Origin of the sequence: Acidovorax sp. SUPP2539, from assembly GCF_030158975.1 — a bacterium.
Classification (GTDB): domain Bacteria; phylum Pseudomonadota; class Gammaproteobacteria; order Burkholderiales; family Burkholderiaceae_C; genus Paracidovorax.
Window position 1 is genome coordinate 194585 of record NZ_BQXJ01000007.1, and the last position, 24902, is coordinate 219486.

The window sequence follows — 24902 nt, forward strand, 5'->3', positions numbered from 1 at the left end:
GCGGCGCCCCGGCGCCCACTGCCGATAATCGCCCGATGCCCCGCACCTCCCAACAACTCCATCCCCACCGCGAACCGGTGGCCACGCGCGCCGCGGCCACCGTGCTGCTGCTGCGCGACGCGCCGGCAGCCGGCGGCGGCACCGGGCTCGAAGTGCTGATGACGCGCCGCTCGCCCAACGCCAGCTTCGCGCCCGACGCCTACGTGTTCCCGGGCGGCGGCATCGACGCGCTGGACGCCGCGCCCGCCTCGCACGCCGCCGCGGACCGGCGCGCCACGCAGAACGACCTGCGCGTGACCCAGGCCATCGCCGCCATCCGCGAGAGCTTCGAGGAACTGGGTGTGCTGCTGGCGCGCCGTGCCGACGGCCGCTTCGCCGGTGCCGCTGACATCGCCGCGCTCGACCGCCACGCGCCGTTCGTGGCGCAGTGCCAGGCGCGCAGGCTGCGGCTGGCGGCCGATGCCGTGTTCCTGCTCGCCCACTGGACGGCCGACCGCGACCTTCCGCGCCGCTTCGACGTGCCCTTTCTCGTGGCGCGCATGCCCGAGGGCCAGGAACCCGTGGCCGACGAGGCCGAGCAGTTCGAGCCGGTGTGGGTGCGCCCGGCCGACGCGCTGGAGCGCCATGCCGCAGGGCGCTTCTTCATGATCTACCCCACCATCCGCACGCTGGAGCGCTTGGCGCGGTTCGACGGTGTGGACGCCGTGCTGGCCGCCGTGGCGCACGAGGCGCCGCTGTGGACCAGCTGCCCGCGCGCCGGCCTGCTGGCGGGCCGCGAGTCGCGCCACATGGAGCACGAGCCGCCCTTCGGCGAACTGGCGCTGGTGTGCCCCGACGGCCAGATCGTGCACCCGCTCGACTGGCAGAGCGACCACCCGGTGCCGCTGCTGCGCAACGTGCAGCGCCTGACCGCGCCCAATCCCGGCGTGATGACCGGCCCGGGCACCAACAGCTACCTGGTGGGCGATCCGGCCACGGGGTTCATCGCCATCGATCCCGGCCCGCAGGATGCCGAGCACCTGGAACGCCTGTGGCGCGCGGCCGGCGGCGACATCCGCATGATCGTGTGCACGCATTCGCACCCCGACCATTCCCCCGGCGCGCTGCCGCTGCAGGCCCGGGTGGCCGCCCATGGCCGCGCGGCGCCGCCCATCCTGGGCCTGCCGTCGGCGCCCACCGCGCGCGCGGCCAGCCACTTCGTGCCCGAGCGCGCACTGGCGCAGGGCGAGCGGCTCGTGCTGGCCGGCCCGTCGCCCGAGGGCGAAGTCACGCACACGCTGGAGGTGGTGCACACCCCCGGCCACGCGGCCAACCACCTGTGCCTGCTGCTGGTCGAAGACGGCCTGCTTTTCAGCGGCGACCACATCCTGAACGGCAGCACCACGGTGGTGGACCCGCCGGACGGCAACATGGCCGACTACCTCGACTCGCTCGACCGGCTCGATGCGCTGTGCGAGCGGCACGGCGTGCAGTTCATCCTGCCCGCGCACGGCTACGTGCTGGGCGATGCGCGCGGCGCCATCGCCGGCCTCAAGGCCCACCGCCTGGCGCGCGAGGCCAAGGTGCTGGCCGCGATGCGGGCCTTTCCCGATGGCAGCCCGGACGACTGGGTGCGCCACGCCTACGGCGATGTGCCCGAGCGCATGTGGCCGGTGGCCCGGCGCTCGCTGCTGGCCCATGTCGAGCGCATCCGCGCACTGAACCTTTCCCTGGAGCCCGGCCATGTCTGATCCCAACCGCGAACACATCCGCCTCGCCAAGCGCGTGGCCGAACAACTGGGCTGCTCGCGCAGCACGGCCGAGCAATACATCGAGGGCGGCTGGGTCCGCGTGGACGGCCGCGTGGTCGAGGCGCCCGGCGCACGCGTCTCGCCGCACCAGGCGGTGGCCATGGACCAGGACGCCAACCTGATGGAGCTGACCCCGGTGACCCTGCTGCTGCACAAGCCCGTGGGCTACGAAGCGGGACTGGGCGGCCCGGGCACACCGCAGGGCCCGGTCGGCGCGGCGCCGGCAGGCCCAGGCCGCCATGGAAGCCACGGCAGCCGCAGCCAGGGCGAGCCCTCGGCGCTCACCCTGCTCGGCGCGGCCTCGCACGCGGCCGACGACGCCAGCGGCACGCGCGTGCTGCAGCGGCACTTCCGGGCGCTCGAATGCTTCACCCCGCTGCCCACGCCCGCAAGCGGCCTGGTCGTCTACACGCAGGATGCGCGCATCGCCCGCAAGCTGGCCGAGGACATCGAATCGCTGGAGCAGGAATGCATCGTCGAGGTGCAGGGCACGCTGTCCGACAGCGGCCTGAAAAAGCTCTGCCACGGCCTGAGCTTCAACGGCCGACCGCTGCCGCCCATCAAGGTGAGCTGGCAGAACGAGACGCGCCTGCGCTTTGCGCTCAAGGGCATCCGCCCCGGGCAGATCCCGGCCATGTGCGAGGCCGTGGGCCTGTCGGTCGTGGCCATCAAGCGCATCCGCCTGGGCCGCGTGCCGCTGGCCAAGGTGCCCGAGGGCCAGTGGCGCTACCTGCAGCCGTGGGAAAAGTTCTGACGCCGGCGGGCGCCCCGCCGCGCGCAGCGCCACCGCAAACGCTACAAAATCAGTAGCTGCCACCGCAAGTTGGTATTGCGCTACAGGCCGATGGACAGGCCACCGATGCCCCAGGGGCTGCGCTACACTCCGCGGCACCGAGGAGAGCAGCCCATGGACATGACCCCACCACCCGCAGACAGGGTGTCTTCCACCTTCACATCGCACGGCATCGAACCGCATGCCCTGGTCTTCACCGGCAGCGGCGGCGAATACTTCCGGGTGTGGATCGTGAACGTGCTGCTGGGCATCCTCACGCTCGGCCTGTACACGCCCTGGGCCCGCCGGCGCACCGCGCAGTACTTCTACGGCCACACCCTGGTGGCCGGCAGCCCCCTCGAATTCACCGCGCAGCAGCGCCGCATGGTCTTCGGATTCGTCGTGCTGCTGGGCCTCACCGTCGCCTACCAGATCGCCGTGCGCACGGGGCAGGACGCCACCGTGGGCCTGTTCCTGATCGGCGGCGCCCTCCTCGCCCCGCTGATCTGGGGCAGCGCCATGCGCTTTCGCCTGGCCAACACGCGCTGGAAGGGGCTGCGCCTGCAGTTCAACGCCAACTGGCGCGAGGTCTACCAGGCCAGCTGGCCGGTGTTCGCCATCGCCCTGGTGGGCATGGCGGTGTTCTTCGGCCTGCAGGCCCTGGCGCCCGAGGCGCAGTTGCCGGCCGGCGGGCGCAAGCTGCCGAAGGTGACGGGGCCCATGTGGGGGCTGCTGGCCGTGGGCCTGGTGCTCATCGTGCTGTGCTTCATCCGCCTCGAATACAACTACCGCAGCCTGCTCGTGCTGCGCTCGCAGATCGGAGCCGAGCCCGGCCGCTGGAAGCCGGAGTACGTGGATTTCGTCAAGGTCTGGGTCGCCACCGTGCTGGTGTTCCTCCTGTCGTCGGCCGTGCTGGGTGCCGTCATCGCCGCGGCGCTGAAGGGCTCGTGGGCGCTGCTGGCCAACTCCACGCAGCGCATGGGGCTGTGGCTGTTCGTGTTCATCGTGCTGGGCTTCATCCTGTTCTTCGTGGTGTTCCTGCTCGCATCGGCCCCCGCGCGCGCCTTCCGCGAGGCCCGCATGTTCCAGCTCATGTGGAACAACATCGGGGTGAGCCACATGGCCCGCTTCAAGTGCGACCTGCGCGCGGGCCGCTACGTGGGGCTGCGGCTCAAGAACATACTGCTCACCGTGGTCACGCTCGGGTTCTACCGCCCGTTCGCCCGCGTGAGCGAATACCGCATGAAGCTCGAATCGGTCACCCTGCACATCAAGGGCGGCGTGGACCAGGTGGCCGGGCAGCTTGTGCGCCAGCAGCAGGGCGGCGTGGGCGATGCGCTGGCCGACGCGGCCGGCCTCGACCTGATCGGCTGACGCTTCGCCGTTGCCGCACCGCGACCGCATGGCCGACCCTTCCACGCCCCCGGCCGATTCGTCCCCCCACCCGGGAGCGCCGGCCCTGGTGCCCGCGCGCTGGTACGACGGGCGGAGCAGCAAGGCGCAGCCGGCGCTCGTGGGCCTGTCGGCCGGCGCGCGCGGGCCCACGCTTACGCTGCACCCCCTCGCCCCCGGCGCCCCGCCCCGCGTGTTCGGCTTTCGCGAGGTCGATTGGCCCGAGGCCTGGAGCGCGAACCGCCCCCCACCGCGCATCGTGGTGGACCTGCGCGACCACGGCAGCCTGGAGATCGAGGCGGTCAGTGCCTGGCAGGCCGCCATGCACGCGGCCGGCCACCGCCCCGGCATCGCGCAGCGCATGCAGACCCGATGGACCGTTCTGGCCGCCACCGTGCTGGCCTCGGTGCTCGCGCTGGTGCTGTTCTACCGCTACGGCACGCCCTGGGCCGCCACGCAGCTCACGCGCCACGTGCCGATCGCCTGGGAGGCCGCATTGGCGGACCGCGCCATGCAGCAGATGGACCACGGCACGCTCAAAGCCAGCACCCTGCCCGCAGCGCGCCAGACCCAGTTGCGCGAGCGCTTCGATGCGCTGGCGGCGCAGGCGCGCACCCTGCCGCCGCGCTACGGCGGCTACACGCCGCGCCTGCAGCTGGAGTTCCGCCAGGGCATGGGCGCCAACGCCTTCGCTTTGCCCGGCGGGCGTGTGGTGATGACCGACGGGCTGGCCCAGGCGGCTGCGAAGAACGGCCTGAGCGACGACGCGCTGGTCGGCGTGCTCGCGCACGAAATCGGCCATGTCGTGCACCGCCACACCACGCGCACCGTGGTCGAGCAAGGCGTGCTCAACATCGGCCTGGGGCTGGCGCTGGGGGATGTGTCGGGCCTGCTGTCCACCGGCGGCGCGCTGCTCACGGGCCTGGCCTACAGCCGCGACCACGAACGCGAAGCCGACTGCTACGCCATCGCGCTCATGGGCCAGGCCCGCCTGCCCACCGCGCCCATGGCCGACCTGCTGCTGGCCATTGCGCACGACGAGGACAAGAAACACCCCGGCAAGCCATCAGAGGACAAGGGCCAGAGTGATCCGCCGAAACGCTCGCCAAGCATTGAGCCCGGCGGCGAGGGCCTGCTGTCGCTGCTGAACAGCCACCCGGGCACCGTGCAGCGGGCGACCGAACTTCGCGAAGGCCGGGCGCCGCACTGTGCGCGTTGAGCTGTTCAGTTAGCTGGGCAACGCACTCGACGCTTTGTTGATCGGGCAGCCGAACAGATCGCCGAGCCAGTCCACGACCTTCTCCAGTTCATAGCCCAGGGCGACCATGGCCTGCTGCACTTCGGCCGCGAGCGCGCCCAGGCTCTGCAGCAGCGTGGCGAGGTCCTTGCCCAGTTGCTTGAACTGGTCCTGCAGGATCTGGCCGACCAGTTGCAGGCCGTTGACGAAATTGCGCCACTGGTCCTTGACCCAGCCCACGAAGCGGTCCAGGCCGGACAGCACCGCCTGGATCAGGGCCGAAGCCTCCTGCTTCAGCGCGGTGAGCAGATGGCCCGCCACATCCTTGAGCTGGGCGATGACGCCGGCCACGTTCACATTCAGCAGCGTGTAGGGGCTGGCCTGATCGCCCAGGTGGAGGTCGAGCCCGAACAGGCTGAAATCGAAATAGCCAGTCACCACCAGGGCCTCCATCGAGGCGGAAAAGCCCAGGCCCGCCGCCACGCTGAAATTCGGTAACTGGATTTTTGGCACCAGCGTCACGCCCCACAGGGTGATGCCGTCCCACTCGATGTCATGCCAGCCGAAGTTGAAGCCGAACGAAGCGCTGAGTTGCTTGTCCTGCGGATTGAGCATGAACGTGATGCGGTCGCCCGCCCACGCGCCGCAGCCGCCCGTCGGCTGGCCGTTCTGCACCGCATAGTCCAGCTGGAATTGGTTGTCGGTGGTGGCGAGCGCATAGAGGTGGTCTTCCACCACGTCCAGGAACTTCAGGTACAGCGACGAATAAAAGCGCACCGGGTTGCCGCCGTTGATCTGCGGCACCACGATGCCATCCGGCGTGGCGGCGATCGCCAGCATCGGACCCTGGCCGTTCGGCTTGCTGGTCGTGGGGTCCCAGCCGGACAGCGCGAAGACACTGCCCCAGGCAATCGCCTTTTGCACCAGGATGTAGCCGGAAAAGCCGGCCTTGGCATCGGCCGATTCGGCCAGCGTGGCGGTCACCTGCACATCGTCCTGGTCCAGCAGACTGAACTCGGCCTGCAGCCCGAAGCCGGCCGGGAACGGACCGCGGTCGCCGATCTTCTGCAACTGAGCGCCTTCCACGAACCAGAAGGTGAACTGCTTGATGCTGATGATCTCGTCGAGAAAGCGCACCACGTCGGCGATCTCGGGCTGGTGGTCGTTGTCCAGCGTCTGCGGGGAGAAGTCGAGCGCGAAGGCGGCGTTGAACACATTGGACAGCTGCATCGGCTGCTGGTCGGCCTGCGTCCAGACCGCGATGCCGTTGGGCACCTCGAAGTCCACCACCTCCACTTCGAAACCCACGTCGAACTCGTACTGCGGCGCGTTGGGGTTCTGCAGCTTGAGGTCGCCGCCCGCGCTCAGCGTCACGCCAGCGGCCTCGGCACCCACCGTCACCGTGCCCTGCAGCTCGACGATGTTCACGGTCTGCAAACCGAAAGGCTGGTTCCAGTTCTGCAAAGACAGGGTGACGCTCAGGTCGCCTTGCGAGGGAACGATGCTGCCCGTGAGATCGAGCGTGATCTCGGTGCCGGCGTCGGGCCGAAAGAGGCCGGAGGCCGTGGCGTTCACGCTGCTGCTGCCCTGGCCCGGGTCTTCCCAGTCGAGCGTGAAGCCGTCGAACTCGAACACGCCGTTGCCCTTGGCGCTGAACGTGTTCTTGAGGACCGCCTTGAGCGTCTTGTCCCCACTGTCCTTGGCATAGGTGGCGAACAAGGCCAACTGCGAAACGTCGCCCATGAAGTTGGCGATCGCCTGCAGGGAGTCGGTGAGTTGCAGCGACGAAAACAGAACGAAGCCGGGCGCGATGTCGAAATCGGACGCGATCGCAGGCACCGCGTCCGCACTCAGCAGGCCCAGCGACGCTAGGCTGCCGGACTGGCCCGCGATGGTGGAGACGACCACCCCGCTGTCGTTGAAGGTCAGCGCCGACAGGGGCTGCCACAGCGACCCCGGCGACCACTGCTGGACCACCGCGCCGAACATGACGCCTGCGCCCTGGTCCGTGCGCTGCACGCTGAGCGCGGCGTTCAAGAAGGGTTGGTTGGAGTAAAGCAGCCCGCCTTGCCCGTTGAACTGGATGGACGGGCCCGACGCGTAGCTCAGCTTCAACTGGCCCTCGGAGAACGCGATCTGGTTGGCCGGAGTCCAGGCGAGTTCCGCAGGCCACAGGTTCTGCAGCGGCCACTGCAGGCTGGCGCCCATGGTGGCGTCCAGCGTCATCTGCACGCCGCTGTCGAGTCGGCTGAACGTCAGCACCACCTGCGCATCGGTGTATTGCTGGCTGGTGAGCGTCAGCGTCGCGCCGCTCGGGGTGGCCTGCAGATCGAGGTCGGCGCCGTCAAGCTGCGCCTGTAGCTGCAGTTGCTTCGTGGACGGATCGACCGACAGGCTGGCGGATGGGCCGAGCTGCAGCGTGATGCCGTTCAGGTAGTAGCCCAGCGCCGTCTGGATGGGCCCGGGAAACTGGCTTTGGGCCAGTTGCAGCACCTTCTTGCCCGCATCGGTCTGCAGTGCCCCCTGGAGGGTGGTGTAGATGTCGTTGCTCATGGCTTCACTGCCCCAGGTTCTTCAAGGCGGAGCGGGCGAATTGGGTCGCCGCATCGCTGATCTGCTGCAGGTTGTCCGCGATGTACCCGTTCAGGGCGGACACCACCTGCTCGATCAATTGGGACTGGCTCAGGAACGCATTGATGAACATCGCGTAGGCCGCTTCGTCGTCCGGCAGCGTGACGGTCAGCACCACGTCCTTGTCGCCGGCCACCAGCAGGATCTGGCTGTAGGTCAGCTCCAGGTCGTCCGGCGTGTCGCCCGATGCGTTCAGCGTGGTCTGGATGCCCAGCGTGTTGCTGTTGTTCTGCAGGCTGAGGTTCAATGTGCCGCCCAGCGGGATCGGCGCGTTCTGGTTCACCTGCACGTTCAGGGTGAAGGGGGTGCTGGCGGTGGCCGGTGGCGAGGGCACCTTGCGGGGGCTGCCCTTCACGTTCACGGTCGGCCCGGGGTTCATGGTGCCCAGCAGCAGCGTGGCGCTGGCTTGCTGGTTGGTGCCGAAGACGATGTTGTCGGGCGGCGCGACCAGATTCGACAGGCCCGTGATGGCCAGGCTCTGGAGCACGATGCCCGACAGCGCGATGTTCACCCCCATCACCTGCGTCTTGAACGGACCGGGAATGCTCAGGTTGATGGCGGTGTAGGGCTCCAGCACCGGCGATGTCGAACCCAGCACCAGGGTCGGCAGATAGACGTAGCTGCCAGAGTCGTTCAGCGCACCGCGTGCCCGGTCGAACAGGTATTTGTCCACCGCGTTCGCATCGGTGTCCACGGTGCTGCCCGCCACCTGGGTACTGCCGAAAATTTCGTCGAAGGCATTCTTCAATTGATGGTTGAGCAGCTGCGCGACCTGGCCGCGGTTGCCCTGGTCCATCAGCGCGCCATTGACCTGGCCGCTCAGCAACTGGGCCGCGTCGCCCGTGGACAGCACCTGCTTGAAGAACTGGCTCCAGGGCGCATAGAAGACGCTAGTGTTGATATAGGCGGGAAAGGGCACGGGCGAGATGCTCTGGTACTGCAGGTTCTGCAGCGTGAATGTGGGCGTGGCGCCCTGCATCGCGACGAGCTGGATCTTGTCCAGTGCGATCTGCAGCGCCGCAATGGGGCTTGCAACGCTCACGGTCGTGCTCGCCACCACCTTGGCGTTGGACAACTTCAGCAGCGCGATGCCCGTGGCCAGGCAGTCGAAGCCGTTCGCGTGTCCGGGCGATGGCGTGAGCCCCAGCGTCGGCGGCGGGGGGACGATGTTGCCTTTCTGGTCCACGAAGCACAGGCATTGCTTGAGCGTGAACGCCAGCCCTTTGAAAGGCGTCGGTGGACTGGTGGTGGCGTCCGTTCCCTGTGCAGGCCCTGCCAGCGCCAGCGGCTGGTTCCAAGCCAGCCCCGTGGAGGCATAGGCATTGAGATTCAGCGTGATGTCCGCGGTATAGCCGGCGTTGCTGGTGGTGACCACCGGCGGCTCGCCGCTGACCTGGATGTTCGCCAGGCCCTGGATCTCGATGCGGCTCACCTCCAGGTCCGGCCCGAGGCCGGAATAAGGCACCACGTTCAAGCGCTGCGAGGTGATGTAGGTCACGGCGGCCTTGGCGTCATCGACCATCTGCTGGGTGACGGGTGGCGTGGGATTCGCCTGCTGGCTCAGCTTGATGAGCAGCGGAAACAGGGCCTGGAACCAGGACGTGGCCATGTCGGCCGAGATGTCCTGCGCGCCGCCGATGTTGTCCAGGTTCCAGTCGGTGCCCTCCAGCGGCAGATACAACTGGCCGTCCGAACCCTTCATGCCGGACAGCGCGACCGGCAGGAACAGACTGTTGCCAGGCGTGTTGTCGTTGGCCTTCTGCATCAGCGTGTCGTACACGAAATGGAATAGCTGCAAGCCCATGGCGTCATCCTCTCGAAAAATTGGCGGTCAATCAGTAAGGTCGGTTCACGACATGCAGGGTGATGTCGTGCAATGCCCGCAGATGCGGGCCGGCGGGCAGGTTCTGCAGGTACTGCACCGCCTGCAGTGCGGTGTCCCGCGCCTGGGCATAGGCCAGCGCGAAGGCGTCGGATCGGCGAATCTCATCGACCCAGGCGTTGATCTGCTCCGGCGGCGGGGTCTGCGTGTCGCGCAGATAGAGCACCATAGGGTGCGCGTCGCCGAACAGCTTCATCGCATGGATGATGGGCAGGGTGATGCGCCGCTGATGCAGGTCGATGCCCCGGCACTTGCCGGCTTGCGCATCGGAATGCGCGAGGTCGAAGATGTCGTCCATCATCTGGAACGCGCGGCCCATGTAGCGCCCGAAGGAGCCGAGGCGACGCAGCTCCGAGGTGCGTGCCCGCATGAGCGCGGCGCCGGATTCGCAGGCCAGGCCGAACAGCACGGCGGTCTTGCGGTCGACCGTGGTGAGGTAGCGGCTCATCAGCGAGTCCGGATGCCAGTAAGGCTGCGTGGTCATCTCGTCGATCTCGCCGCGGCAGATGTCGAACGCCGAGTCCAGCACCCATTTCACGAGCTGCATGTCGTTCTCGTCCTCGATCGCATCGACGAAACAGCGCACGGCCTGCAGGAACTGCATGTCGCCGATCATGATCGCCATCTCGGTGCCGCGGGCGGCATTGACGCTGGCATGGCCCCGCCGCAGCGAGGCGTGATCGATGATGTCGTCGTGGATCAGGCTCGCCACATGCAGCATCTCCAGCGATGCGGAGGCGCGCAGCACCTTGTTCGGCAACTCGCCCTCGGGCCGGAATAGGCGCGCGGTCAGTAGCAGCATCAGCGGGCGCAGTTTCTTGCCCCCGCGGTAGAGCGACATTTCCGCGTCGGTCAGATAGCCCTGCTGCGGTTGCAGCGCATTGGCCAGCTCCCGCTCGAAACCCTGCATCTCCGCCGCCATCAGCCCCTGCAGGATGTCTTCGACCGGGTCCGGCGATGCGGCGGCAATCCTCACGGCTGCGAATCCAGCAGCGCCTGGGCCAGCGGCTGGACCAGCGCGCGCTCCAGCGCATCGGCGATGCGGTCGTGCAGCAGGCTCTTGATGAAACGCGCCTCGGACAGGGCATCGCGCGCGATCTGCGCCGGGCCGTCGCCCAGCGCGGCATTCCATGCGGCGTCTTCGAAGTGCAGGTCGAACCCGTCCAGCTCGACACGTCCGTCGATCAGCGCGGGCGCACCTTCAGCGCCTTGCGCGCCGAACTGCAGGTACACATGGCAGGCCAAGCTTGCATGCAGCGCCCCCTTCACCAGGGCCACCGGCTTTCTTGCGGCCAGCCGTGCGGCGTGCTCCGCGATGTCCGCCTGCAGCTTGCGCACGAAGACGCGCTCGTCCTCGCTCAGCGACCGGGTCCAGGTGTTGCCCTGCGCGTCGCGGCCGCCGATCGGGCTGCCGTTGAGGAAGTTGTGCACGTCGTCCACCGAATGCGGCGCTGCCGGCGAGCCGCCCTGCACCAGGTCATAGACGCAGTCCTTGGTCTGCGGAGGCACATCGGTGATCTGGGTCACGGCTGTGTTCTGCGTGATGCTCGTACCGAAGGTCAGCGTGGCGGCGGCGGCCTGGTTGTAGGGGTTGGTGGCATCGGTCGGATGGTTGGAATCGGCGTTCGTGGCCATGGCCGTCAGCGTGGTCAGCAAGGCCAGCTGCTGGGTCTGGGCATTGCCGTTGTAGGTTGTTCCACCGTATTGCTTGGTGGGATCGTTGACCAGGCCGCCCTGGGTCAGCGCCTTGTTGGTGTCGTCGGCCATGCCCGAGATGGCCGGCGTGCCCCAACCCATCTGGAAGGCATACGCCAGCGGGTCGGTGAACACGTCGTTGAAGGCCGCGCGGTGATTGGAATAGGTGGTCAGCAGGGTTGGCCCGTTGCTGCCAGGCAGGCTCTGCAGCTGCCCGCGCTGGTCGTTGGCAGTCTTGACCCAGGTGGGGTGCACGTTGTCGTCTCCGCTCCCCCCGCGCCGGCGGGCGCCCATCGGCAATGCCGTGCCGGCGCCGTCTAGGTCGGTCTCCCAGATCTGCGTGCCGTTCAGGGTGTGCAGGCCTTGCAGTGCGACGTCCTGCAGCCGCACCGCCAGCACGCAGCGGCCTTGGGCATCGCTGCTGTACTCGACCGAGAACGGCCCCTCGCCGGCCAGCGCCAGCTGCATGCCCGACAGGTCGATGCCCAGCGAGCCGCGCGCAAAGCCGGCCTGCGCGGGCATGTCGAGCGAGCGTGCCAGCGGCAACGTCGGGATGTCGCCGAGCCCGATCCTGCGGGGCAAGGCAGCGTTCAGGGTGGCGGCGGGCTGATTCTTCCAGCCGTCTTGAAAAGCTTGCATTCCAGCGCTCATGAAAATTCTCCTCGTACGATGTGACCGGGTCCGATGGGCAGGGACGGCGGGTCAGGAAACATTGACGGTGGCCGTGACCAGCACGTGGTCCGCATCCGCGGCGGAAATATTCAGGTTCGAAGCGGTCAGGCTCAGGCTGATGCCGTCGAACGTGATGGGGATGGGCGGCACCGGAAACGAGGCTTTTTCGTTCAGATAGGCCTGCCCCTTGCTCTGGATGGTGCTGGTGATGAAGGGTGTGGCGACGCCGATGATGGTGGTCGCCACATGCTTGAGCAGTCCCGCATTGAACTTCTCCCACCCGCTGCCATCCGCGGTGTAGGTGATCGTGAATTGGGGCAGCGGCTGCAGTTGCAGCTGAACGGTGTTCGAGCCGGACACCACGGGGGCGACGGTGAACGTCAGGGGCGTGGGGTCGGTGGCGAAATCGGCTTTGGCAAAGTCAACCATGGTGTGGCTCCAGTCAGGGCAGCAGGTTCGAGGCGGCTTCCAGGGCGCAGGCGGCTGGCACCAGCCACCATGAAACGCCCACCGAGGCGGTGGCGGCGAAGGTGGCGGTGATGTTGATGTTGGGCAGCGTGGATGCCACCGCGATGGAGGCGTTTCTGATCCCGCCGTCGAGCGAGTAGCTCCCCGTCCAGTTGCTGTCGCTGGCGTTGACCTGCGCGGCGTCCATCTTCTGCACGATGGCGCTGCTGTACTCGGCCACCATCGCGGACAGCAGGTTGCGGCCGACGAGCACGCCCAGCGCCTGCTGCGGCCACTGCACGCCGCTGATGTCCGGCGTGCCGTTGGCCACCAGGTTGCTCGCCAGCACCAGGTGCGAGCCCGTGACGGTCATGACCGGCGGGGTGAAGCTCTGCCCTTCCACCGGGATGCTGGGCGGAATCTTGTAGCCCTGCAGCAGGGCCTGCACCTTGGTGTAGATGATTCCGCAGATCACCTGGAGCATGAACTCCGTGGCGCCGCTCGGATTGATCGGCAGCACCGCCACCGATCCCAGCTGGATCTGGTTGTCGGACACGGTCACCTGCGCAAACAGGGTGAACGAGAACTTCAGCGGAGAAGGCGGCCCGCTCTGCATGTTGAACGTGGTGGACACGGACGCCAGCTGCACCTGGAACATCTGGTCGGTCGGTGCCGGCGGCTTCGTCTCGCCCGACGGCACGAAGGTGTTCGGATCGTTCCACTGCGTGGTGGTGGGGGGCGCCAGCACGAACTGGGGTGCGGCATCAATGCTCCAGCTGACGGTGGTGATGCCCATCTGTCCCACATCCTGAACGCCCTGAAACAGCTTCTGCTTGGCCTGGGCATTGGCATACAACTGGGTCATGCCCTGGTTGAGGGTGCCGGCATCCAGCACCAGCGCGACGTCGTAGCTACTCATATTCCACCTCTCCTTTGCGTGTCGGGTTGGCCGAGCGGGGGTTGTGTGTCCAGTAGGTTTCCATCCACTCGCCGCCATGGCGGTAGTGCAACGGAAAATCATCGAAATCGACCGTGGCGCGGCCGCACTGGGGATCGGCGACCGAGATCGTGCGCTGCGTGCGGCAGTAGCCGTCCACCAGCACGTAGTGCTGTGGCCCCGCATGCCAGCGGATCGCCACCGCGACCGGCCGGCCATCGTCCAATTCGCGCATCAGGCGGCGAAACGGCGGCCGCCCACTGCTCCAGCCGGCCAGGCAGTTCACGTAGCGCAGGGTGCGCTCCATCGCGGCCTGCTGGTCGTAGCGTGGCTCCGAGAGCAGTCCCGCTGGCGGCGGGCTATTGGGAAGCACGTCGTCCGCCGCGAGAATGCGCCAGGCCAGCGTGTCCTGCCGCCACGAGGTGTCGCCGTAATGGGCGGCAATCGCGCAGGTCACCGCAGCCCAGCACCAATTGGTGCGCTGCTGCGGCTCCAGCGGCAAGTTCAGCGCCTGCCCTGCACTCCCCAGGACCTCCTCGAAAGCGGGAAAAAGAGGACCGATGCGCTGCGTCGTGCGGGCCAGCGGCTCGATCCTCACCCTCATGGAAAGGGCACGCACTGGGGCAGCGCCTGGTTCAGCTCCCGGCTGACGATGCTGTTGATCTGCGACGAGATGAGCCCGCTGATGGCGCCCTTGGCCGCATCCAGAATCAGGTTCTCCACGGGCTGCAGCAGGTAGTTGAGCGGCCCCAGGCCATCGATCCAGACTGAAGCGTTGCCGTAGTTGAAGTTCGCGTTCATGCCCGACAGCTGGTTCAGGCAGAGCTTGCCACCGGCCGTGCCGGCCTGGAACTGCGCCGTGCCGGAGATGCTGGGGCTGTCGATCCGGACGCTGCCGGAGATGCCCGGATCGAAGAACAGCACCTTCAAGCTGCCACCGGCCTGCGCACTCAGGGAGCTGTTCAGGACCGCATGGAAATTCACGGTGCCGGAAATATTGGCACCGGACGAAGTGACGTTGCCAACCACCATGTCCTGGATCTGCAGGGACGAAATGCCCGTCAGATTGGAGACGGAATAAGAAGCCGTGCCCACCCCGATGCTGGCGGACCCCGAGGCGACATTGGGATACGGGTCATAGCCGGCGCCCCGGATGGCCCCACCGATTTCGCCATTCAACTGCGTGACGAGTCCCTGCAGGATTTCGTTGAGTATCTGGGTGAATGGATCACTGCTCATGTCTATGTCCTTTGAGAAAAGAAAAATCACCCTCGGGCCAATCGAGGAATGGCAATCCACTCCATGACTCAGAGCCGCCTCCAGCGGAAGAGCCCTCGCCAGCGCTGTGCCTCGGTTTAGTGCGAGGTACGGCCATGGCGCCAATGGCACGGCCATGGCGGCTGAAAAACCGCCGCGCCGAGGCGCATCCGACTCGGCCGCTGCTGGAAATGTCTGGCCCGTGGCTGTGAATATTCTGGTGGGATTGGAGGGAGCGCGGCATGAAAGCCGGGTCAATCCTGCTGAAGACTTCTGAAGCGTTCTGAAGGCCGCAGCGCGACATGTGCCGAGCCGATCGACGACGCGTCGCTGCCGCCACGCGGGGCAGGACTGCGGATTTCTTGAAAGAAGAAAACCCGCCTTCCGGGAGGTCGGTCGAAGGAGTGGGATGGGAGGCCGAAAGCCCGGCCGATCAGGCGGCTTGTGAAGCGGAACGCCTGCATGCCGGCCTGCTGCCGCAGGGCGGTCGCACCGCCGGCTCCACCGCAACCGGCGCCTGGGCCGACCATCGGCACGGCAAGAAAAAGTGTGAAGCGCGCCGATAAGCCGGATTCTGTGCACCGCAGTTGCCTGCGGCGTGACCGCCATTACTCTGGGCCGGGTGTCGCCACCACGGCTCGATGCTACCTACCCGCCAGCTCTGCGGAACCACATCAACGCTGGCCTACTTGGTATTGCTGCGCGTAGAGATTGCCCGTTTCACCCGAAGCGGGCGCCGCCCGCTTCGGGTGGCTATCGTCTTTGCGGCTTTCGCCGCAAACCGTCTGGCTTGCGCCAGCCGTACCCACTTGCGCGGGTGACCGATAGAACACCTTCGGTGGCTTGCCGCCTGCTTGCGACTCGTCTCTGTTGCTCTGATCCTCACCTCACGGTGGGCAGCCGTTAGCTGCTACGCCGTCCTGTGCAGTCCGGACGTTCCTCCAGTGCCTGGTTTCCCAGATTGCACCAGCGGCGGTCTGGCGCGCTTCACGGGGCGATTATCGTCCACCGCTGCGGGCCTGCTCCCAGTCCAGGCCGAATCGCGACAGGTATTTGCGCAGCCGGTCCGCATCGTTGACCACCGCGCGCTGCGCGCGCGAGGCCTGGAACAACTGCCGTCCCGCGTCCGACAGCGTGCGCGCCCCGCGGCACACCTGCAACACGGCCGCCAACTGCAACCGGTCGAAGAGGTCCATGGCCTGCACCTGTGGCTCGCCCAGCAGTGCGGCCAGATCCACCGCATCGCCATCCTGGCTGCGGTCTGACGAACCGAGGGATTGCCACAGCCACTGCAGGCGCGCGATCTCCGCCTCCACCAGCGGCAGGCCGATGCGCCCGCCCTCGGCCAGCGTGGCCAGGCGGGTGGCGCTGGCCGACAGGTCGCGGAAGTTGCCGCTCCACAGCGCCGCGGGGGACTGCGCATAGCGCAGGTACACCGACCGCGCCTCGGCCGACAGGCGCACCGTGCGGCCCAGCTCCACGCCGCATCGCGCCAGCAGGTGGTCCACATTGGGCTCGATGTCCTCGGGCCGCTGGGCCAGGCCCGGCAACTGATAACTCCACAGGTTGATGCGCGCGTACAGGTCTTCGCGAAAGCGCCCGGCCGCCACCTCAGCCCGCAGGTCGCGGTTGGTGCCGGCGATCAGTTCGAAATCGCTGGCCACCTCGCGATCGCTGCCCATGGGATAAAACCGTTTTTCCTCCACGGCCTTGAGCAGCATGGCCTGCTCGTCCAGGCCCAACTCACCGATCTCGTCGAGAAACAGCACGCCTTTGTGCGCCGTGCGCAGCAGGCCCGCACGGTCGGCCGCCGCACCGGTGAAGGCGCCTTTCTTGTGCCCGAACAGCGTGGACGCGGCGCCGTCGCCCTGCAGCGTGGCGCAGTTCACCTCCACGAATTCGCCCTCCACCTGGTGGCGGGCTTTCTTCAACTCGAACATGCGCCGCGCCAGATGCGACTTGCCCGCACCGGTCGGCCCGGTAAAGAGGATGGGCGCGCGCGATCGCACCGCCACCCGCTCCACCTCTTCGATCAGCGCGTTGAAACGGGCATTGCGCGTGGCAATGCCGCTCTTGAGGAAATCCACCGCATCGCGCTGCTCGGCGCCGAAGCGCTGGGCGATCACGTCGTAGCGCGACAGGTCCAGATCGATCAGCGCGTAGCTGCCGGGATCGCCCGCCTGCTGGCGCTTTGGGGGCGACGTCTGCGCGAGCACGCCCGGAATGCGTCGCGACTCCACCAGCAGGAAAAGGCAGATCTGCGCCACGTGCGTGCCCGTGGTGATGTGCGTCCAGTACTCCTCGCGCTCGGTGTCGAAAGCATAGCCCTGCGTCCAGTCGAAGAGCTTGGCATAGACCTCGCCGAAGTCCCAGGGGTCGGTAATGTCGAGCGGCACCAGCGCCACCGTGGTTTCGGGCGAGGCCGCCTGGATATCGGTGCGCACCCGCTCGGCCAGTTCACGGTGGGACGGTGTGTAAAACAACTCCATCCGCGCGATGACCACGTCGTCGTGCTGCACCAGCGAAAGCGTCGGGCGCCACTTCTCCCAACGCCCTGCCCCCTTACCCGAGTCGAGCTGGGTGCCCAAAAAGCCGATCACCACGTTTTGCTTCTTCATCTTTTGGATAAAAAACTAGCTAATTTTATAAAAATCAAAGCATTCTAATCTCCAGCCAGTGCGGCAAAAATGACAAGCGGATTAAAAAATATCGAATCAAATCATTGACTTAATAGGTTCTCCATCCATTCAAACCACAGTTGGCACACCGGTTGCAATGGAAGAGGCAAGTCAAAAAGACAAACCCACCAAGAACCAACGAACGGAGCAAAAGCACATGGCCAACCACCAACTCTTCCAGACGCTGCGCGGCACGCTGCTCCCCGCTGCCACCGTGCGCAACCAAGCCGGTGGTGTCGCTTATGCCCTGTCGCCCAAGCACCAACTGGCGCAGTTGGCCGCCACCGGCTGCCTCCACAGCACCTTCTATGCCCAGGCGCAGGACAAGCTCGACGCCGTCCAGGCCCTGGCCCGTGAAGTCGATCCGGTGTTCTTGGCGAAGACGGCCCTGTATGCGCGCCGTGCCGGCTCCATGAAAGACATGCCGGCCCTGCTGGCGGCCACGCTGGCGGTTCGCGATGTGCCCCTGCTGGCGCAGGTGTTCGGCCGCGTGATCGACAACGGCAAGATGCTGCGCAATTTCGTGCAGATGCTGCGCTCCGGCGCAGTAGGCCGCAAATCGCTCGGCACGCGTCCGAAAAAGCTGGTGCAGCAATGGCTGCTCGACGCCACCGAGGCGCAACTGCTGAACGCCGCCGTGGGCAACACGCCTTCGCTGGCCGACGTGGTGAAGATGGTGCACCCGAAGCCTACGGAAGCCTGGCGTGCAGCATGGTTCGCCTGGCTGATCGGTCGCCCTTATGACCAGGAGGCGCTGCCTCCACTGACGCAGGCCTTCGAACGCTTCAAACAAGACCGCACGCAGCCCGTGCCCGACGTGCCTTTCCAGATGCTGACCGCGCTGGAGCTGGACGCATCGGCCTGGGCCACGATTGCACAGCGAGGCTCGTGGCAGATGGTGCGCCAGAACCTGAACACCTTTACCCGGCATGGCGTGTTCGCGCTGCCAGGCCTGGCCGATGCCGTGGCCGCCAAGCTGCGTGACCCGCAGGCCGTGGCCAAGGCCCGCGTGCTGCCGTACCAGTTGATGGCGGCGTACAGCGCCTGCGGCGCCGACGTGCCGACGGTGGTGAAGGAAGCGCTGCAGAATGCGATGGAACTCGCGCTGGCCAATGTGCCGCAGTTCGAAGGCCGCGTGGTGGTGTGCCCCGACGTGTCGGGCTCGATGGGCTCGCCGGTGACGGGCCACCGGGGCTCAGCGACTTCCGCGGTGCGGTGCATCGACGTGGCCGCCCTGGTGGCCGCTGCCGTGCTGCGCCGCAATGCAGATGCGCGTGTGCTGCCCTTCGAAACGAAGGTGGTGCCGCTGCCACTGAATCCCCGCGATTCGGTCATGACCAATGCGGCCAAGCTGGCCGCGGTGGGCGGCGGCGGAACGTCGTGCAGCGCACCGCTGGCCCTGCTGAACCGCGAGAAGGCGCAGGCCGAGCTGGTGGTGCTGGTGTCCGACAACGAATCGTGGGCCGACCGTGCACGGGGCCGGGGCACCGCGACCATGCAGGAGTGGGCGGCGTTCAAGCAGCGCAACCCGACGGCCCGACTGGTGTGCATCGACATCCAGCCTTGCGCAACGACGCAGGCGCAGGAGCAGCCCGATGTGCTGAACATCGGCGGCTTCAGCGACGAAGTGTTCAAGCTGCTGGCGGTGTATGCCGCAGGGGGCATGGGCGCGGCGCATTGGGTCGGCGTGATCGAGGACACCCCGATCTGACGATCGGCGAGAAGGTGCCATGAATGCCAATTCATGGCACCGGATTGTGGGAATGATGGCTGTCGTTCGGCGAATGCAGGTGTGACTACATCCCGGTCGCACCGCCTGTTTGTCGCCGAACGGGAAGGCCATCGATGAATGAATGTGCGAATGCAGGCAGGACTACATCTGGAGGGACCGGGGTTCGAATCCCAGCGCCGCACCGCGGCGTGGTCCATGTCTTGCCACCCTTGTCGCACTGTTTTTTGCAGCGAATGCTGACGGAACTACAGACTTCTACTCTCGTGGTCGCGGGTTCGAATCCCGCCGGTCGAAAGGCCGTAGCTCAGTGGTAGAGCACGACGTTTCGTCGATCCTTGTCGCTGCTTTTTTTGTGTGTTTGCGAGGTGAATGCAGACGGGTTTACAGGTAGAGCGTCGGGGCCCTGGGGCTCTGAAGGTTCCGGGTTCAATCCCCGGTCTGCTTCGGCAGGTAGCTCAATGGCGCAACCCGACACCCCTTGTCACCTCTTTTTTTGAATGCGCCGGAAGGGCTGAGCCCCATGGCGAACCAACAGGAATGAAACCGATGAAAACGAACGCCCCCGCTGCGCAGGCCGCCATGCTGCCGCCCGCCCTGCGCGAGGCGGTGGATGCCATCTATGCCGCCTTCCAGCGCCATGGCGCTCCGACACAGATGCTGGATGTGTGCACGGCCTGCTGCATGGACGAGGCCATGGAACGCGAGATGCGGCGCCTGCCGCTGCGCCGCATAACGACCCGCCACTTCTACGAATACAACAGCTCCGCCAAGGGCAGCGAGCAGCCGGCCGAGGAGCTGCTCTACTTCCTGCCCGCATGCTGGAACTGATGGCCCTGGGCGAGGAGCTGACCACTCGACCGAGCTGTACCTGGACCGCCTGGGCCACTGCCCGGCCGATGCCCTGTCGCCCCAGGAGCGAGCCGCCGTGGACGCTTACGCACTGGCCTTCTTCCACGAAGGCCTGGGGCACGCCGGGCGCGAGCCCAGCCCGTTCAATGGCGCGAACGCCTTCGACATCCTGTTGATGTTCCACAAGGGCGGCGTGAACGTGCAATCGCTGTTGGCGCACTGGCTGAACGACGAGCGCCAAAGCGCCGTGCTGCGGTACGCCGAGGCGGGCTACTGGGACTTCTGGGGAAAGAACGAAATCCAGAACGCCTTTGCCGAAGACCAACCGGAATTCTGCGAGGCGATGAAAGCCTGGATGCTCGAGCCCGGCAACCGCCAGCGCTTTGCACAGAAGATCCTGGCGCTGGACACCAGCGCCATGGCACAACCCGCGCACTGCACCTGTGGCAACTGCACGGGCCCGCGACAGATCGTGGAAGCGGTGTTCGACTGGGTCAGTGAATGAGCACCCGAAAATAAGACAGACAGACAAACGACAAGAAAGAAGAACGCAATGAACTACCTGCAACGCAATGTGGAAAACGGTGTCCCCATCAAGATGTGGACGCAGGGCGTGCCCGTGGAGGACGAGGCCCAGAAGCAACTGGAGAACGCGGCGCGCCTGCCCATCGTGTTCAAGCACGTGGCCGCCATGCCCGATGTGCACTACGGCATCGGGGCCACGGTGGGATCGGTGATCCCCACCTTCAAGGCCATCATCCCGGCGGCCGTGGGCGTGGACATCGGCTGCGGAATGATGGCGTGCAAGACCACGCTGCACGCCAACGACCTGCCGGACAACCTGGGCCCGCTGCGCTCCGCGATCGAAAAGGCCGTGCCACACGGCAGCAACCCGCGCCGCATGGGCCGCGACAAGGGCTCTTGGGAAACGCCGCCCGATGAGAGCGATGCGGCCTGGGCCTCGCTGAAGGGCGAGTTCGACGCGATCTGCGAGGACTATCCGCGCTTTGCCAGCACCAACCACCACAAGCACCTGGGAACGCTGGGTACCGGCAACCACTTCATCGAGGTGTGCCTGGACGAACACGGTGGCGTGTGGTTCATGCTGCATTCGGGCTCGCGCGGAGTGGGCAACGCCATCGGCACCCACTTCATCGAGCTGGCCAAGAAGGATGCCGAGCTGCACCAGCGCAACCTGCCCGACCAGGACCTGGCGTATTTCGAGGAAGGCGCCCGGTATTTCGGCGACTACGTGCGTGCCGTGGGCTGGGCGCAGAAGTTCGCGCGCGCCAACCGCGAGGTGATGATGCAGCGCGTGATCGCGGCCGCCCGCAAGGTGATCGCCAAGCCCTTCGAGGCCCATGTGGAAGCGGTGAACTGCCACCACAACTATGTGAGCCGCGAGACGCACTTCGGCGAAGACGTGTTCGTCACCCGCAAGGGCGCCGTGAGCGCCAAGGCCGGCGAGCTGGGCATCATTCCCGGCAGCATGGGCGCCAAGAGCTTCATCGTGCGCGGCAAGGGCAACCCGGAGAGCTTCATGAGCTGCAGCCACGGCGCGGGCCGCAAGATGAGCCGCACCAAGGCCAAGAAGCTCTACACCGTTGCCGACCAAATTGCCGCCACCGAAGGGGTGGAATGCCGCAAGGACGCCGATGTGATCGACGAGATCCCGATGGCCTACAAGGACATCGACGCCGTGATGGCGGCGCAGGAAGACCTGGTGGAAGTGGTGTACACGCTCAAGCAAGTGGTGTGCGTGAAGGGATAGCGAGCGCACCACGGCCCATCATCGGATCAAGACCAACGCACGAGGAGCGTGCGCTGAAAGCATGGACATGCAAAAGACAGAACCCCGAGAACTGCTTCATTCCGCCCATCCGATCGAGCCCGCCATGCGCGGGCAGATCATGGATGCGCTGCGTGACATCGAGGCGCAGCACGCCGTCACCATCCTGTTCGCCTGCGAATCGGGCAGCCGCGGCTGGGGCTTCGCCTCGCCCGACAGCGACTACGACGTGCGCTTTCTCTACGTGCACCGCCTGCCCTGGTACCTCACGGTCTCGCCCGGACGCGACGTCATCGAGGTGCCGATCAGCGGGGACCTGGACATCAATGGCTGGGACCTGCGCAAGGCGCTCGGGCTGATGCGCGAATCGAACCCCACGCTGCTGGAGTGGCTGCGCTCGCCCGTCGTCTACCGCGAGGCGGCGGACACGATGGCCCAGGTGCGCGCCCTGGCGGTGCAAGTGTTCTCCAACGCCAAGGCCTGGCACCACTACGCCTCCATGGCCAAGAAGAACTTCCGCGAGCACCTGCAGGCCGACGTGGTGCGCTACAAGAAATACCTGTACGTGCTGCGCCCGCTGCTGGCGGCGCGATGGATCCGCACGCGCCCCGGGGTACCGCCCATGCGCTTCGCCGAACTGGCCCAGCACACGCTGGATGCGCAACGCGATGCGGCGCTCATCGAAGAGATCAACGCCCTGCTGGCGGTGAAGATGCGTGCGAACGAGTCGGCCACCAGCCCACGCTGGCCCGGCATACACGCATTCATCGAGGCCGAGTTGGCCGCCAATGCGGCGCAGCCGGTGCAGCCCCTGCCCATTGCCGGGCATGCCGGGCTGGACGCCCTGCTGCACGACACGGTACTGCGCTTCGATCCTGCCCATGGCGGCGCCGAAGGGCCCGCGCCATGCTGACCCTCGACGGTTCCCACGGCGAGGGCGGTGGGCAGATCCTGCGCACCGGCCTGGCGCTGTCCATGGTGACCGGCCAGCCGCTGCGCATCGACCGCATCCGCGCGGGCCGGCCCAAGCCAGGACTGATGCGCCAGCACCTGGCCTGCGTGCAGGCCGCAGTGCAAGTCTGCGGCGGGCAGGCGGAAGGGGCGGAGCTGGGATCGCAGGCGCTGCAGTTCACGCCCGGCCCGGTGCAGGCGGGCGACTACGCCTTTGCGATCGCCGGGGCCGGCAGTTGCCTGCTGGTGCTGCAGACCGTGCTGCCCGCGCTGATGCTGGCTGGCGCGCCCAGCCGGGTGCAGCTTTCGGGCGGCACACACAACCCCATGGCGCCCCCGTTCGACTTCCTGCAGCGGGCCTTTGCGCCGCTGGTGCGGCGCCTTGGCGTGGGGCTGGAGCTCACGCTGCGACGCCGGGGCTTTTATCCCGCAGGCGGCGGCGAGGTGCATGCGGCCATCGCGCCCGCGGCTGGCCCGCTGGCCCCGTTCGATCTGCTGGACCGCGGCGCGCGCAGCAGCGCCTGGGCCGAGGCCCTGGTGCCGGGGCTGGCACGCGGCATCGCGGTGCGCGAGCTGGCGGCGCTGCGCCAGCAACTGGACTGGAGCGAAGGCGACGACCCGTGGCGCATCCCGCCCGCACGGCAGAACGAAGGCCCGGGCAACGCCCTGCTGGCGGTGCTGGAGCATGCCGAGGTGACCGAGGTTTTCTGCGCGCTGGGTGAGCGCGGCATGCCGGCCGAACAGGTGGCGCGCCAGCTGGCCGGCCAGGTGCGCTCGTTCGAGCGCAGCCGGGGCGCCGTCGGTCCGCACTTGGCGGACCAGTGGATGCTGCCGCTGGCCCTCGCCGTCTGGCGCAGCGGCCAGCAGGCCAGCTATACGGCCGAGGCGATCACCCCGCATGCCAGCACGAATGCGCAGGTCATCGCGCAGTGCCTGCCGGTGCGCATCGCCATGGCGCCCTGCGCGGGTGCCACGCGCATCGACATCGAGAAAGCCGCATCGCCGGCATAACCATATGCGCGGAGTGTCGTAGGCATGGGCCAAAATGTTTTTTTGCCTGTCCCGTACCTGTCCAACCTGGAGACGCCATGAAAGTCGAGAACATCCTGCAAACCATCGGCAACACGCCCCATGTGCGCATCAACCGCCTGTTCGGCGCGGGTGCCAACGTGTGGGTGAAGTCCGAGCGCAGCAACCCCGGCGGTTCGATCAAGGACCGCATCGCCCTGTCGATGGTGGAGGATGCGGAACGCACCGGCGCGCTGCAGCCCGGCGGCACGATCATCGAGCCCACCTCGGGCAACACGGGCATCGGACTGGCCCTGGTGGCGGCGGTGAAGGGTTACCGGCTCATCCTGGTGATGCCCGACAGCATGAGCGTCGAGCGCCGCCGCCTCATGCTGGCCTACGGTGCGCAGTTCGACCTCACCCCGCGCGAAAAAGGAATGAAGGGCGCCATCGCCCGCGCCGAGGAGCTGCGCGCGCAGACCCCGGGCGCCTGGGTGCCGCAGCAGTTCGAGAACCCCGCCAACATCGACGTGCACGTGCGCACCACGGCGCAGGAAGTGCTCGCGGACTTTCCCGATGGCCTGGACGCGCTGATCACCGGCGTGGGCACGGGCGGCCACCTGACGGGTGTGGGCCGCGTGCTGAAGGCGAAGTTTCCGGCCCTCAAGATCTTCGCGGTGGAGCCCGTGGCCTCGCCCGTGATCTCCGGCGGCCAGCCGGCGCCGCACCCGATCCAGGGCATCGGCGCGGGCTTCGTGCCCAAGAACCTCGACACCAGCCTGCTCGACGGCGTGATCCAGGTCGATGCCGAGCCCGCGCGCGAATACGCCCGCCGCGCCGCGCGCGAGGAAGGCCTGCTGGTGGGCATTTCCTCCGGCGCCACGCTGGCCGCCATCGCACAGAAGCTGCCCGAGCTGCCCGCGGGCGCCAAGGTGCTGGGCTTCAACTACGACACGGGCGAGCGCTACCTGTCGGTCGAAGGCTTCCTGCCCTCCTGAGGCGCTTTCTGAAACCGCGCGCTGCCCCGGGCCAGGGCAGCGTGCGAAGTGCGCCCACCCGCAGCCCATGGGTGGGGCCTTTTCCGGGCTGGGGCGGCACCCGTCCCGGCCGCGGGAGACGGGCTGCAAGCGGCCCTCAGGCCCGGCCGCCATCGGGTCACAAGCGTTCGGCCAGCCGTCCTACA

General features: G+C 67.1%; 20 protein-coding genes and 1 other RNA gene. 11 read left to right on the forward strand and 10 right to left on the reverse strand.

What is annotated here, in order from left to right:
• Positions 1-35 precede the first annotated feature (35 nt).
• From AVTE2539_RS22130 to AVTE2539_RS22145, 4 genes are all read left to right on the forward strand, one after another.
• A complete protein-coding gene (locus tag AVTE2539_RS22130; protein WP_284413921.1) occupies positions 36-1730 on the forward strand; it encodes an MBL fold metallo-hydrolase in 1695 nt (564 codons plus the stop codon).
• Positions 1723-2544, forward strand: coding sequence for an RNA pseudouridine synthase (locus tag AVTE2539_RS22135; protein WP_284413923.1), 822 nt, complete (start codon positions 1723-1725; stop codon positions 2542-2544). The genes AVTE2539_RS22130 and AVTE2539_RS22135 overlap by 8 nt, the downstream gene beginning before the upstream one ends.
• Positions 2545-2703: 159 nt before the next feature.
• A complete protein-coding gene (locus AVTE2539_RS22140) occupies positions 2704-3936 on the forward strand; it encodes a YjgN family protein (protein ID WP_502868966.1) in 1233 nt (410 codons plus the stop codon).
• Between the two features lie 28 nt (positions 3937-3964).
• A complete protein-coding gene (locus tag AVTE2539_RS22145; RefSeq protein WP_284413927.1) occupies positions 3965-5173 on the forward strand; it encodes a M48 family metallopeptidase in 1209 nt (402 codons plus the stop codon).
• Between the two features lie 9 nt (positions 5174-5182).
• Here the strand turns inward: AVTE2539_RS22145 and AVTE2539_RS22150 are convergent, their stop codons facing one another.
• The 10 genes from AVTE2539_RS22150 to rtcR all read right to left on the reverse strand — a co-directional run bounded on the left by AVTE2539_RS22150 (position 5183) and on the right by rtcR (position 17330).
• Complete coding sequence (locus tag AVTE2539_RS22150; protein ID WP_284413929.1) at positions 5183-7744, reverse strand: hypothetical protein; 2562 nt, start codon at positions 7742-7744, stop codon at positions 5183-5185.
• 4 nt (positions 7745-7748) lie between these two features.
• Positions 7749-9626 (reverse strand): hypothetical protein, encoded by a 1878-nt coding sequence (locus AVTE2539_RS22155; RefSeq protein WP_284413931.1) that lies wholly within the window; start codon positions 9624-9626, stop codon positions 7749-7751.
• Between the two features lie 31 nt (positions 9627-9657).
• The gene (locus tag AVTE2539_RS22160; RefSeq protein WP_284413933.1) at positions 9658-10680 is read right to left on the reverse strand and encodes a polyprenyl synthetase family protein; all 1023 of its coding nucleotides are present in this window, start codon (positions 10678-10680) and stop codon (positions 9658-9660) included.
• Positions 10677-12038 carry a hypothetical protein gene (locus AVTE2539_RS22165; protein WP_284413935.1) on the reverse strand — a complete coding sequence of 454 codons (1362 nt, stop codon included), beginning with the start codon at positions 12036-12038 and terminating at the stop codon, positions 10677-10679. The genes AVTE2539_RS22160 and AVTE2539_RS22165 overlap by 4 nt, the downstream gene beginning before the upstream one ends.
• A gap of 63 nt (positions 12039-12101) precedes the next feature.
• A complete protein-coding gene (locus AVTE2539_RS22170; RefSeq protein ID WP_284413937.1) occupies positions 12102-12500 on the reverse strand; it encodes a hypothetical protein in 399 nt (132 codons plus the stop codon).
• Positions 12501-12513: 13 nt separating this feature from the next.
• Positions 12514-13437, reverse strand: a complete 924-nt coding sequence (locus AVTE2539_RS22175) for a hypothetical protein (protein ID WP_284413939.1) — start codon at positions 13435-13437, stop codon at positions 12514-12516.
• On the reverse strand, positions 13430-14059 hold the full coding sequence (locus AVTE2539_RS22180) for a C39 family peptidase (RefSeq protein WP_284413941.1): 630 nt from the start codon (positions 14057-14059) through the stop codon (positions 13430-13432). The genes AVTE2539_RS22175 and AVTE2539_RS22180 overlap by 8 nt, the downstream gene beginning before the upstream one ends.
• Entirely contained in the window at positions 14056-14694 is a 639-nt protein-coding gene (locus AVTE2539_RS22185) for a hypothetical protein (RefSeq protein ID WP_284413943.1), read from the reverse strand. The genes AVTE2539_RS22180 and AVTE2539_RS22185 overlap by 4 nt, the downstream gene beginning before the upstream one ends.
• A gap of 565 nt (positions 14695-15259) precedes the next feature.
• Positions 15260-15701, reverse strand: an RNA gene (gene rnpB / locus AVTE2539_RS22190) — RNase P RNA component class A.
• A gap of 9 nt (positions 15702-15710) precedes the next feature.
• Positions 15711-17330 carry an RNA repair transcriptional activator RtcR gene (gene rtcR, locus AVTE2539_RS22195; RefSeq protein WP_284413945.1) on the reverse strand — a complete coding sequence of 540 codons (1620 nt, stop codon included), beginning with the start codon at positions 17328-17330 and terminating at the stop codon, positions 15711-15713.
• A gap of 217 nt (positions 17331-17547) precedes the next feature.
• Here rtcR and AVTE2539_RS22200 point away from each other — a divergent pair, with 217 nt between their 5' ends.
• From AVTE2539_RS22200 to cysK, 7 genes are all read left to right on the forward strand, one after another.
• Entirely contained in the window at positions 17548-19101 is a 1554-nt protein-coding gene (locus AVTE2539_RS22200) for a vWA domain-containing protein (RefSeq protein WP_284413947.1), read from the forward strand.
• Between the two features lie 567 nt (positions 19102-19668).
• A complete protein-coding gene (locus AVTE2539_RS22205; RefSeq protein WP_284413949.1) occupies positions 19669-19950 on the forward strand; it encodes a hypothetical protein in 282 nt (93 codons plus the stop codon).
• A gap of 97 nt (positions 19951-20047) precedes the next feature.
• Positions 20048-20476, forward strand: a complete 429-nt coding sequence (locus AVTE2539_RS22210) for a hypothetical protein (protein ID WP_284413951.1) — start codon at positions 20048-20050, stop codon at positions 20474-20476.
• Between the two features lie 48 nt (positions 20477-20524).
• Positions 20525-21742, forward strand: a complete 1218-nt coding sequence (locus AVTE2539_RS22215; protein ID WP_284397889.1) for an RtcB family protein — start codon at positions 20525-20527, stop codon at positions 21740-21742.
• A gap of 67 nt (positions 21743-21809) precedes the next feature.
• The gene (locus AVTE2539_RS22220; RefSeq protein WP_284413953.1) at positions 21810-22673 is read left to right on the forward strand and encodes a nucleotidyltransferase domain-containing protein; all 864 of its coding nucleotides are present in this window, start codon (positions 21810-21812) and stop codon (positions 22671-22673) included.
• Positions 22667-23722: an RNA 3'-terminal phosphate cyclase gene (gene rtcA, locus AVTE2539_RS22225; RefSeq protein WP_284413955.1), complete on the forward strand. Its 1056-nt coding sequence runs from the start codon at positions 22667-22669 to the stop codon at positions 23720-23722. Before AVTE2539_RS22220 ends, rtcA begins: the two co-directional genes overlap by 7 nt.
• Positions 23723-23799: 77 nt before the next feature.
• On the forward strand, positions 23800-24717 hold the full coding sequence (gene cysK / locus AVTE2539_RS22230; RefSeq protein ID WP_284413957.1) for a cysteine synthase A: 918 nt from the start codon (positions 23800-23802) through the stop codon (positions 24715-24717).
• Positions 24718-24902: the final 185 nt, after the last annotated feature.